Here is a 12,477-nt window from a genome sequence, read left to right as displayed (position 1 = left end):
TCAGCCAGCCATTGTTTGGTGTGTCGAACCGCTCGACCGCCTGAAGAACCGCCATAGCACCCGAGACCAGAAGGGTGCGTATGTCGCGCTGTCCCATCTTCGAGGTCTTCCCGAGCTTGGCCTTGCCGCCGGTCGAGTGCTGCTTTGGCACCAACCCAAGCCACGCGGCAAAATCGCGACCGCGTTTGAAGGTGGCCAAGTCTGGGGCAAACGTCTCAATCGCAAGCGCCGTGACAGGACCCACTCCCGGCATGGTTTGTGCGCGACGCACCAAGTCCGCTTTCTTGGCCGCAGATCTCATCTTTGCGTCCAGTTCTGCAACACGCGCATTCATTCCCTCGATCTGCTCCAGATACATTCGGCCAAGTTCGCGAACCTCAATGTGCAGCGCCGTGTCATTATTTGCGAGTGCGTCGACAAGCTGCTTGAGATGGGCAGGCCCACGTGCCGCAATCAGTCCATGTTCGGCAAGGTGGCCCCGCAAAGCGTTGATCATCTGAGTGCGCTGACCAACAAACATCTGCCGGGTGCGAAACAGCATGGCGCGGGCTTGCTGATCTTCAGTTTTCACTGCCACAAAGCGCATGGTCGGACGCATTGCAGCCTCAACGATGGCTTCTGCATCGGCCACATCATTTTTTTGGCGTTTGACGAAAGGCTTTACATAGGACGGCGGAATTAACCGCACATCGTGCCCCAGTGCTTCAAACGCCCGACCCCAGCCATGCGCCGTCGCACATGCCTCCATAGCGATCAAGCATTTGGGCTGCTGTGCCACGAACGCGATTAGCTGCCCCCGCGACAGTTTCTTACGAAATGCAACCGACCCGTCATTGTGGGCACCGTGCAGCTGGAACACGCGCTTTGCCAGGTCGACACCGATTATAGTAACTTCGGACATGGATGCTCCTTCCTTTTGTGATGGCTTTAACACTCACCACAATGGCACATTGCGATGCCGTCGGGAGGGGCATCCACGCCATCAACAAAGGAGACTGACTATGGGACTGAAACGGACAGCCGAATTCCGCAAGGACGCGGTGCGGATCGCGTTGACCAGTGGGCTGACGCGCAGGCAGGTGGCTGATGATCTCGGTGTCGGCATGTCGACGCTGAACAAGTGGATCACGGCGCATCGAGATACGGATGTCGTGTCGAAAGAGGATTTGAGTCTCGCCCAAGAGAATGACCGACTTCGACGAGAAAACCGTATCCTCAAGGAGGAGCGGGACATCCTAAAAAACTGTTCCGGGCCGCAGCCCGCCTGTGCGCGATAGTAACAGCCTGTGCTATGCTGCACCCGAAGGGCAGTTGCCGATGGCTTATTGGAGGGGCAGACCCCGTTAAAAAACGTGGCACATGGGTCGATGCGCACTTGAGAGTGGTGACACCGCTGTTGTGGTGATCCCGGTTAGGAAGATGACGAACTTGGCAGGCCCACGCCCTTCTTCCAAAATGGAGGATATGCCATGACGAACCCAACGACCGGCGGCCACTCGGATTTGATGATGGTCAACCCAAATGCAGCGGCGATCGACATTGGGTCGACCATGCACATGGCTGCGGTAAATCCTGATGCCTGCGACATGCCCGTGCGCGCCTTTGGAACATTCACGCAGGATTTGCATGCAATGGCGGCGTGGTTCAAATCCTGTGGTGTCACCAGCGTCGCGATGGAATCGACCGGTGTTTATTGGATTCCAGCCTTTGAGATATTGGAGGGTCACGGCCTTCATGTGATCCTTGTGAATGCGCGCTACGCCAAGAACGTGCCGGGTCGCAAAACCGATGTCAGCGATGCCGGATGGCTGCGTAAGCTACATTCCTATGGCCTGTTGCGCGGCAGTTTCCGGCCTGAGGCCGAGATCGCCACCCTGCGCGCCTATATGCGCCAACGAGAACGGCTCACCGAGTATGCTGCTGCCCATATCCAGCACATGCAGAAGGCCTTGATGGAGATGAACCTGCAACTGCATCATGTCGTATCGGACATCACTGGTGCGACCGGCATGCGGATCATCCGTGCCATTGTCGGCGGCGAGCGTGATCCGGAGGTTCTTGCCGCGTTCCGGGACGTCCGCTGTAAATCCACTATAGACACGATCAAAGCCGCGCTGGTCGGCAACGACCGGGCGGAACATATCTTTGCCCTGACACAGTCGCTGGAACTTTATGATTTCTACAAAGCGCAAATCGCAGCGTGTGACCGCAGGCTTGAGGCAGCGGTTGGAACGCTGACAGCCCGGGCAGAAGATGATCTGGCCCCACTGCCCAAGGCACGGATCAAAGGCAAGCAGCACAATGCCCCGTCCTTTGATGTGCGCGCTGCGCTTTATGGCGTGTTGGGCACAGACTTGACGCAAATCCACGGCCTCGGGCCGTCACTGGCTTTGAAGCTGGTGGCCGAATGCGGCACGGATTTGCGCGCATGGAAGACCGCCAAGCACTTCACGTCGTGGCTCTATCTGGCCCCAGGCAACAAGATATCGGGAGGCAAACTTCTGTCTTCGCGGACACGCCGGTCCTCAAGCCGTGCTGCGGCGTTGCTCAGGCTGGCCGCGACCACCATTGGAAGGAGTGAAACGGCTTTGGGTGCATTCTACCGGAGATTGTCATCGCGCATTGGCAAGCAGAAGGCGGTGACAGCAACAGCACGCAAAATTGCAGTGCTGTTTTACAATGCTGTGCGGCATGGCATGACTTATCAAGATCAGGGTGCGGCAGCCTATGACGAGCGACACCGGCAACGTGTGTTGTCAAACCTTCAACGGCGCGCCAGGACCCTTGGATTTGCATTAGCGCCCATTCCAGAGGCAGCGGCTTTTTCTTAGGAAGGCGACGGTGTTCTTCGCGAGCCAAAAGCCATGAGGTTTAGGTTCATTGAAGAGCACCAATCCGTGTTTGCCATCGGTCGGATGTGTCGTGTTATGAATGTCAGCACGCGCGGTTTGCGTGCATTCTGCAATCGCACTGCCAGCAGCAGACAGCGATCTGATTTGGTCACCTTGGCGCACATCAAAGAACAGTCCCGTCTCAGCCTTGGCAGTTACGGTCGACCACGGATGACGGAGGAGCTGAAGGAAATTGGCTTGGAGGTTGGGCATCGCCGCGTAGGCCGTTTGATGCGTCAGAATGGCATATCGGTCGTGCGAACGCGCAAACACAAGGTCACGACAGACAGCGACCACAAGTTCAACATTGCACCAAACCTGCTGGATCGCGACTTTGTGGCTGAGCACCCGAACCAGAAATGGGCAGGCGACATCAGCTATGTCTGGACACGCGAAGGCTGGTTGTATCTGGCCGTGATCATGGACCTGCACTCGCGTCGTGTCATCGGCTGGGCCGTGAGTAACCGGATGAAACGTTATCTGGCGATCCGGGCGCTGAACATGGCCATCGCATTCAAAACACCGCCCAAGGGCTGCATTCACCACACGGATCGCGGCAGCCTAATATTTGTCCATTCGATACACCGAGCGTTTGGCTGAAGCGGGCATTGAGCCATCGGTCGGTAGCGTCGGTGACTCATATGACAACGCCCTCGCGGAAACCATAAACGGCCTCTACAAAACCGAGCTGGTTCACCGCCAGGGCCCTTGGCGCAACATGCAGGATCTGGAAATGGCCACCCTCGGCTGGGTCGATTGGTTCAACAACCGGCGCCTGCTTGGCCCCATCGGTAACATCCCGCCAGCAGAGGCCGAAGTGAACTTCTATGCACAGCGTGACGTGCTCGATATGGTCGCGTGAAATGAAGCTATAGGTCTCCGATGAAACCGGGGCGATTCACCAAAGCGAGTGTCGTCGCAGGTCGTTCTGGTCGTTGTATCATATTGAGATGGGATCTCTGCGGTCGGACACCTTAAAAGCTCGTACCCGCCATCATGCTGTCCATTACCGGAGCCGCCCAGTATGCCAACCTGATGGCCTTCAGATGTGAATACACTTTTCTCTTGTCAGCCGAGCTGGTCCCATGAAAGGATCAGAAATTATAAAGCAAGACTTTTTTAAACCAGATAGATCACCAATGTTTCAAATTGATAGATGGATCAGACCGACTGTTGTCGGAGTCTTGCTCATGGCCTTGGGTGTTTCTGGCAATGCGGCCGTTGCATGTACGGCAACTGAAATGAGCCGCACTGAGGATGGTTTTATCAAGAAAATTGTTGCTGGTTCGGATAAGATTGTCGCATATGACAGTCCCGAAGCTACCACTGAGGTCTTTCGACTTGAATTGCTCCAACCGTATTTCGTTATCTGCGAGACGGACGAATACCTTCGGATCTCTGACCTCGAAGCATTGAGCGTTGCAGAAGCAGAGGCCGGGTTGACAGGCTTTGTACGCAAGGACCAGAGTTATGACTGGCCGACCCGAGAGGCTCTCGCGTTTTCTGACCTCGCCTTTCTCGGAAATCGTCCTGAGATTGTCGCGTGGGATGATCGCGCCACGCTGCGCAGCTTTATCGAAACTGGGGATGATGCAACTCACGCCCCGAGCTTTCGTGAAAACATTGATGCAACTTTGCGCAGAACCCGAGATGCGCGTCCTTATCCGGTACTGGCCTCCGATGAAGCGATGCTTCTGGGCCGCACACCCCGACGCACCTTTGACGTTTTGCTGCCTGCAGCCTTGCGTCCAACCGACGCTGTGGTCTTTGACGAAGCCGATCTTGAACGCGCGACACAAGCGCTGACTTCGGCGACGATTGTGATTGCTTTTGACTCAACCGGGTCGATGGAAAGTTTTGCACTTTCGGTCGCAGAAAGTCTGAAGGCTTCCTTTGCCGAGCTCCCGGAGGATGTTTTATCCGTCCTCAAACTAGGATTCGTCTTTTATCGTGATGTTGGCGATGAGGTGCCGCTTGAAACCACCCCACCGCTGCCCGTGGATCAGGCTGTGGAGATTCTGATCGCTGCTGCGGCAAATATGTATGGCGGCGGTGATCCAGCCGAACCAATACTGGACGCAACCTATTATGCAGCTCACCTTTATGAGTGGCCGGAAGATGCTGGTCGAAAGATCGTTGTGTCCATTCTGAACGAGGATGCAAAGGCAAGTACCATTGGCGAGGTTGATCCGGGCGATAACGTGCCGACCGGCCTTGACGCGATTGGTGTCGCGAGAAGTCTTTTCGAAGACAGTATCCCGATTATTGCGGTTCAGGCAGGACCAAGCCGTGGTCAGTATCTCGATCAGGTGCTGGGCACGCTCGCAAGCGAAACAGAAGGCGTTTACATTCGCTGGGAGGATGGTCTGAACCAGGCTGAGATCGCCGATGCTTTATCTGGACAGCTGCAGAGCAGAGCAACTGCGGAAATTGCTGAGGGACGGGCGGTCGCCGCTCAAATCTCAACGTTTGAGGGCTCTGCAGTAGTGCCGTTGGACATTGTTGACGGCGAAAAGCTTGAGCGCCTCCGGGAAGCAGGAGTGGCCTTCAATATTGACTTGGGTGAAGATGGAATCCTTGTTCAGCCCGGATACATGATGGAAGCCGCAGATTTGCTTGTGCCACAGATCCGGGTCGACAAACGCACATTGCTCGAACTGATTAACCTGATGTCGGTTCTGGCGGTCACCGGTGTGGACTCGGAAAGCATGCGGCGTTCTGTCCAGCAATCATTGGCCGCAATTGCAGGCGAGGAAACTAACCCTGCCGAAACAATCGCCCAGACATTGCAGCGGCAGCTCGGCATTCAGTTCCGGTCAGGCCTGCTGGAATTCAATCTGGAATTTCTCGATGCGCTAACGCCGACAGAACGTGCCAGTTTTGGTCGACGGCTGCAGGAGGCTGCCCAAGGTCTTGATATGTTCCTGAATGCAAATCTGGAGGAACTGGACCGTAACCCTTGGGTCTGGATGCCGGTTTCGGCATTGCCATGAGGAGGGGCCGCGCAAGCTCCGGCCCTGTCATCGGTGAACAAACGACACATGTCTGATGGGTTTAGGAAACAGCAGAACGTTGCCATGTGCGACAGAGCACTGATCGCGATTGCCGGGCTGAGCCGCGCCTTTGGAACCGGGCAGGCACGTACTTCTGTTTTACAGGACATTTCGCTGCAGATTGAACAGGGAAGTTATACTGTGATCCGGGGCCCAAGCGGTGCTGGCAAAACGACCCTGCTGCGCATACTCGGTCTGCTGGATAAGGGTTTTGACGGTCAGTTTCACTATAATGGGGTGGATGTAGGCGCGATTGGCTCGGCGCATCGTGATCAACTGCGCAGTCAGGGGGTAGGGTTTATCTTTCAGGAGGGACGGTTCCTCAACCACCTGACGATGGGAGAAAATATCGCGCTACCTTTAAAGCTGCGCGGACGTGACCCCGAAACCTTTACCGAACAGCTTGATCAGGTCAGCAGATTTGTCTTTCGGGATACTGAGCTGTCCAACGGTCTGATGTCGGTCATGCCATCGCAAGCGTCAGGCGGACAACGCCAACGTGCCGCAGTCGCGCGGGCTATCATTACCACACCTGATCTCATCCTTGCTGATGAACCGACAGCCAGTCTTGACCCTGCATCGCGGCAACAAGTAGTAGACAAGCTGCAAGAGCTACACAAGCGCGGAACCACGGTCATTGTTGTCAGCCATGATCCGATCTTTTTCGACTACGGTCGGCAACTTGAACTTGCCGGGGGTCGGTTGCGCAGTATCCACGAAACCGACAGGAATCCTGACGCCGTTGATATGCAATCTGTAGTCCCGGCACGTCTGCCGTTTGCACCGCCTCCATCTTTTCTGGCAAGCTGGAACGTCAAGCTTCAGCCGCGCCAGCTTTTGCGGGAAGCGCGGATCAATTTGATCCGGCGCCCGTTGTTGAGTGCTTTAGCTCTGGTTTCACTCATCGCTGGAATCTGTCAGGTTGCGATTTTCGCCTCCTTGATTGGCGGTGTGGATCGGGTGATAGAGAATGCCGTTTCTGATGGCTCGCGACTGACGCGCACCCTAATCAGGCCACGAACCGTTGACTTGCAGGCTGACGATCGCTTTCCTTACGTGCGGGAAATCGAGGCACTGCTTGAAGTCAGCGAAACAACGCCGAGACGCAGCACAAGCTTCGCACTTCTGGATCAGGATGGCGCGCAAAGACCGTATCAGACCATTGGATTGCATCCGAACGATCCAGAGTTGCGTTTCTTTGAATTTCTGGCTGGTGCGCCGCCGGCATTGGGTGAGGATGATTTCGGCATCATTGCGACCCCTGGCTTTCTGACAGATATTTTTGGTTTAGAGGATACGGTTGGGAACGGCCAAATCGACTGGCAGACGATGATTGGACGAAGTGTTGATGTCGCCATTCCCCGTTTTAACAGCGCTGGCGAACGTATCGGTGAAGAGCAGATCCGCTTGAATATTGCTGCCGTCATTCTGCAGGGCGAGGGTGCGCGTGAATTTTACGTCGCAAACACGCTTCTCGTCGCGACCGATGCGATAAAACGCGACCGGACGGGGACACTGGCATTGCCTATGAATGCTGACCGGACAGGCTGGTCAGGTGATGCAGATATTGCTGCGCTGACCGATTGGCCATGGGAGGATATGTTGCATGTCTACGCCACCGACATTGACAGCGTGTTGCCCAGTCTCACCGCTTTGGTGGGCTTTGGTTATAGGCCGGAGGCGGAAATATGGAGCTATCTTTGGGTGCTCGATCTGAAACAGGCCGCGATGCGGATATTCATCCCTGTTCTTGCTTTGCTTGGCCTCGTGATCAGCCTTGTTCTGGTCAGCAATATCTATATTTCCGCGCGTCTGCGCGAAGGCGAACTGGCCCTTTGTCGGGTTCTGGGGATGGGGCGTGGCGATCTGTTAGCTATCGAACTGCTTGGCATCATGCTGCTGTCGTCGCTTGCCGCCATCCTGGGGCTGGGTGGTGCTCAGCTATTGGTCGCGCTTTTGTCGGCTCAGTTTGAGGCGCAGGCAAATATGCTTGCAGGCATTCCTGACAGCGGGACATCCCGCGTCAGTGGCGCAATCTTCAGTCCTGTGATTACTTTCGCACCACAGATTTTCCTTGCCACAATCGTGCTCGTGACACTTGCTGCCCTGTGGCCATCTTTAAGCGTGGCGCGAACTGACCCGGCCAAAGTGTTTTCGCGGCCATAGGTCAGTTGCCAAAGAACCCTCCACCGCTCGTAAACGTCTCACTAGGTTGCTGTCCGGAGCCTGTCACGAAAAGGCTTCCCGGCAACGCCCTTGGCGCTGCGGGACGAGGGGAGGGAGATGTTGAACGCCTTTGTGCTGCTTGTGCTGGAGCCGCCGGTGGCTGCGCAGCAGAGGGCGGGGAGGGCGTGCGGCCCAGATTATCCGGTCTATTCACAGGTCGCAGCACCGCAACGTCTGCTGGTAGTATCTCAACCGGCGCTGTTGCGGGAACTTGTGCGGATCCGTCCGATGTAGCGGCAAACAGTTCGCTTAGGCGATTGATTTCCCCGAGCAGCGCCGTTTCGCGTTCATTCCAGCTCTGCTCCGCAGTCTGAATAATAGACACCAGTTGCAGGTTTTCTTCGGCCACGCCCATCGCGACCTCAATCTGACGGCGCAGGCCTTCGTTTTCGGCCGAAAGCGCGTCGGCAGCGCTTCGCAGAGAAGCTATTTCACGCTCTTTCTCGCCAAGGTCATTTTGCAGCTCCTTTAGCTCACCATCCAACGTCGCGCGGTCTTGTTGCACGAGCGAAATTTCGGCCGCGTGCTCCGCCTCGCGCTCCTCGATATTGGCTTGTGCGATTGCAAGCTCGGCCTCAAGAGACTGGTGGGCCAGTGCCAGGTTGGCGATCTGCACTTGCGCCGCCGCTATTGTCTCCTGTGCTTCGTCTTGAGGCCGATCAAGAGAAGCGCTGCGCTCGATCTCGTCCAGAAGGTCCTGTGCTTCAGCCAGTTCATCTGCATGACCTGATATCTGAGCGGTCAAGTCGGCATTCCGCGCCCTAAGGTCAGAGAGCAAGGCCTCTTGTTCTGCGCTCTCAGTGTCCCGCACTGCGAGAAGGGCTTCAAATTCAGCCTCCTTCGCAAGGCTTTCCGACAACGCGTCATTAAGTAAAGCAAGCGCTGTTTCTTGCTCGTCATTTTTGTCTTTCAGCGCGTCCAGAGCTTGGGTCGCTGCACGCAATTCTTGCTCGGATGCGGCCTTAGCCATGTCCAACGTTGAGACTTCTCTTTCAAGAGAGGTGATCAGCGTGTCCTGCACGGCATGATCGGCCTGCAAATCTGATAGGCGCAGTGTAAGTGTATCATGTGCAGTCTCATTTGCCCGCAGTTGATCTTCGAGAGCGAGAATATCTGTTTCAGCCTCTGCAAGCCTCAGTTCCAGACGCGCATTCTTGGCCGCTTGGGCGTCAATCTCTGTCTGCATGGCTGTTGCTGTGTCTTCACGCTCGACAATCTGTCGGGACAGATCGGTCATCTCAGCAAGAGCCGATGCGAGTTGGTCTTCAATGTCTGATTTTTGGACCTCGGCCTGGGCGAGTGCCTGCTCCAGTGCGCCCTGCTCGACCCTCAGGCGGTCGCGAGAGGCAGTTGTTTCCGCAAGACCCTGCGCGAGGCGTGCGCTCTCGCCTTGTTCGGCTTGATAGGCTTGCTGCATTGCCGCGAGTTCAGCCTCTACGCGGCTTGCGTTATCCCGCGTTGCTGCCAGAAAATTCTGCGTCTGCGCGAGTTCACCTTCGGTTTCGGCGAGGCCAGCTATCAGCGACTGTCTTTCACGTTCCAGATCCCCGATCTTGTGATCCTTCTCTGCAATCGTTTGATTGTAAGCTTGGTCAGCTGTTGCAATTTCGCTGGCCATGGCGCGCAGTTCGGCCTGCAAATGGCGTCGTTCAGATGCCAAGGTTTCATCACCAACGCTGGCGATGTTTTCCTCTGCGACGATTGTCGTGTCGTTGTCGTCCAGAACAAGCGTATTGCCATCCACAATGTACCATAGCGGCATGCTGAACCATTCAAGATCGTCGACAGATGGGAGCACCAGAAGGCGCTGCAATGTTTCGATATTGCTGCTCGATAGACAAGGCAGAGATCTGGCGCCGCTGATCGCGCAGAGTTCACCGACAGCCTCCTGCACCTCGCCCTGCGCGACAACCTCATCGACAAGACCTTTCACTGCAGTATCGAGCGGATCTGAGAAACTAACCAGCCTATGGGGAATACCCTGTCCCATATCTGCCAGCAGGCGGCCCGGAATTTCACTAGGTTCTGGCGTCACAGACCCTAACATCAATCCGACGTTGCCGGTCTCTCTCGACAGAATCCGTAAACCCTGCATCGCCGTGACGAATGCCGGGTCGCTCAGCACCTGCTCTCTGATACTGGGCCCGATCAGTATCAGGATGATATGTGGCTGATCACGATTGGTGTCGGCTGAAAGCTGTGCCTCCAAATCCTCAAGCGCTCTGATCAACCCGTCTGACAGTGCCATGCCGCCTGCTGGCGTTTCTGTGGTTTCAGGCAGGATTTGCCGAAGTCCGCTAACAGAAATAGTATCCGGACCCATCGTTGCGCCGTCATCAAGCAGAACCGTGCGGGTGAGTGACAGAGCCGATTCTTCAGTAATAGCGTCCAGGCGCCGCGAAAGCTCTTGAAGCCGACGCTGTGAAAAGTCGCGCGCATATCCGCTTGCGTCAATGATCAAATGTAAGGTCGCGGATTTTGCGATGGTTTCCCGATCCGCTGGAAGGAAGGATAAGATATCCGCAGAAATCGGGATCAGACCGTGCGCCATTTGGACTGAGCGACCGATGCTGCTGTCCACCTCAACGAGGTCCGAGACGGGAAGCGCAGACGGCATGCCGCCAATTCCTACTTCTTCCAGCAACGGCCGAGTTTCCGGCATAGGCCCATTTCGCAAAAACCCTTCGGCGCGGGGCAGGCTGTCCCAGAATAAAAGTTTGGCCCTTTGCTCAACATAAAACCCCGGTCCGGGAGCTATGCGCCTACCGTTTGAAGGCGAAAAGATATCTGACTTTTGAAGTCGGACAACAGTCGCATCCGAAAGTCGTACAATGACAGTCTCGTCCTCCACTTCCAGAATTTCAAATGTATCACCAAACGCAAAGGGCAATTGGCCAATCAATTGGGCGGTCTCTGCGCCATTTTCCGCTGTGTAAACTGGGACTGGGCTGAAGCGTGGATAGGCGAGGTCCTGCGCGTTCGCTTGCAATGCTATGAAAGTGGCGCACAAAAAACCTGAAATCGAGAATAGCTTCATCTGATCCACCCTAAAACTGCTGGTCGGTTGCATAGTTCCGCCATCTCACGAAATGCCGCCGTAAACCCGGCGGCACTGAAGCCAAGCCGCATTGAACCACCCGTATCGATGGAGTTGCCTTCAATCACAATCTCGCTGCCTTGGCGCATCCGGACTGTAAACTCATTGGACAACCGACCGTCGGCCAAGGGGCGAGGGACCAGTGCGCCACTGGAGGGCTCCATCATGAGGGCGATCGGATTGCCGTCAATCAAGGCCCGTACCGGCGTGTCTGGTTCGAAGCTGTTTGGCCGGGTTAGTTCGATAGCCATCAAGCCGCCGCTGGCAGACCGCGCCACCGAGAAACGCATGACAGGAAGCACGCTTCCGGTATAACCAGTCGTGCTCTTTGCAGATGTCATCATGCTGCAGACGGCGCCGGATTCTTCTGAGAAAACCAGCCAATCTTGATGTGTCGCCGAGGCCGGAATGTCGGAAGCCGGCAGGGCCATTTGTAGTTCTGGCTCCAGTTCGAGGAGCGCCGCTGTCGCTGTCGGGGTCAGGTATTCCCCGAAATCCATGCCGTTCTCTTGATTGTAAAGCCCGATGAGGCGTCGGTCCGTCACCGTCAATTCCGCTCCTGTCCCGGGCTCTGCGCCGGGTTCGCCGTAGAGGCCAAACAGGACCCGTCTGACGTGACGAATCTGCTCTTCCGTCAGATCCAGACGCCTCTCTGCGCGTTGGGCTTCGACCTCCGTTGGCGTACTAGGATTCAACCCGTCAAAGTCGCAAGCCAGTGCCATCGTGCGTGCAATCTGAACCGGGGAAAGCACATCGTAGCGCGCGCTGGAATATCCCCCTCCTGGCTCTTGGACTGTCCAATAAATCGGGGCGTTTTCCGCGGCGGCATCGACCATGGCTTGCCATATCGCATCCTGTAACAATGCCTCAGCCTCAATATTTCTTAGTGCGGGTACTGTAGTTCTGGTGTCGCCCCACAGGAAAACCTGTTCAGTGTAGGTGCCACCGATAACTTGCAAGCTGAGGCGATCAGAAAGCATATTGACGGACACTTCCAGCTCTGGCGGCACCTCTCCGGTCGTGGCATCTGGAATGAAGCTGACAGCACAAGTGCCGCTTTCAGCCGTGAAGCGGACTGCGTGTTCGGGTAATGGCTGGCTCATGGCCGTGCCAGCCAAGACAGCGAGAACCACAGTTGCAATCGTGGCTTGGCTGCATCGATGTACGGTCTCATGGTTCATGGTGTTGTTTTCAGGCATAGCATTCCGCC

General features: G+C 56.0%; 6 protein-coding genes and 2 pseudogenes. 5 read left to right on the top strand and 3 right to left on the bottom strand.

Annotation, left to right across the window (positions count from 1 at the left end):
• The coding region (locus VOY09_RS17835; protein ID WP_323811302.1) for an IS110 family transposase at positions 1–901 on the bottom strand (901 nt) is incomplete at its 3' end.
• Positions 902–1,001: 100 nt separating this feature from the next.
• On the opposite strand from VOY09_RS17835, the pseudogene VOY09_RS17830 reads away from it, so the two are divergent.
• The 5 genes and pseudogenes from VOY09_RS17830 to VOY09_RS17810 all read left to right on the top strand — a co-directional run.
• Positions 1,002–1,241: pseudogene (locus VOY09_RS17830) on the top strand (transposase); the annotation flags it as partial.
• 228 nt (positions 1,242–1,469) lie between these two features.
• Positions 1,470–2,831, top strand: a complete 1,362-nt coding sequence (locus VOY09_RS17825) for an IS110 family transposase (protein ID WP_322895988.1) — start codon at positions 1,470–1,472, stop codon at positions 2,829–2,831.
• Between the two features lie 12 nt (positions 2,832–2,843).
• Positions 2,844–3,753, top strand: a pseudogene (locus tag VOY09_RS17820) (IS3 family transposase); the annotation flags it as partial.
• A 277-nt stretch (positions 3,754–4,030) separates the two neighbouring features.
• Complete coding sequence (locus VOY09_RS17815) at positions 4,031–5,884, top strand: VWA domain-containing protein (RefSeq protein WP_323811301.1); 1,854 nt, start codon at positions 4,031–4,033, stop codon at positions 5,882–5,884.
• A gap of 48 nt (positions 5,885–5,932) precedes the next feature.
• Complete coding sequence (locus tag VOY09_RS17810) at positions 5,933–8,110, top strand: ATP-binding cassette domain-containing protein (RefSeq protein WP_322895984.1); 2,178 nt, start codon at positions 5,933–5,935, stop codon at positions 8,108–8,110.
• A gap of 1 nt (position 8,111) precedes the next feature.
• Here VOY09_RS17810 and VOY09_RS17805 read toward each other — a convergent pair whose 3' ends face one another.
• Together VOY09_RS17805 and VOY09_RS17800 are read right to left on the bottom strand one after the other, a co-directional pair.
• Positions 8,112–11,207: a hypothetical protein gene (locus VOY09_RS17805; protein WP_322895982.1), complete on the bottom strand. Its 3,096-nt coding sequence runs from the start codon at positions 11,205–11,207 to the stop codon at positions 8,112–8,114.
• Positions 11,204–12,466, bottom strand: coding sequence for a hypothetical protein (locus VOY09_RS17800; protein WP_322895980.1), 1,263 nt, complete (start codon positions 12,464–12,466; stop codon positions 11,204–11,206). Before VOY09_RS17800 ends, VOY09_RS17805 begins: the two co-directional genes overlap by 4 nt.
• Positions 12,467–12,477: the final 11 nt, after the last annotated feature.

Origin of the sequence: Yoonia sp. 67-2, from assembly GCF_035117555.1 — a bacterium.
In the GTDB taxonomy this organism is placed as follows: domain Bacteria; phylum Pseudomonadota; class Alphaproteobacteria; order Rhodobacterales; family Rhodobacteraceae; genus Yoonia.
The sequence above is the reverse complement of the archived record's forward strand: the minus strand, read 5'-3'. Positions and strand labels throughout refer to the sequence as shown.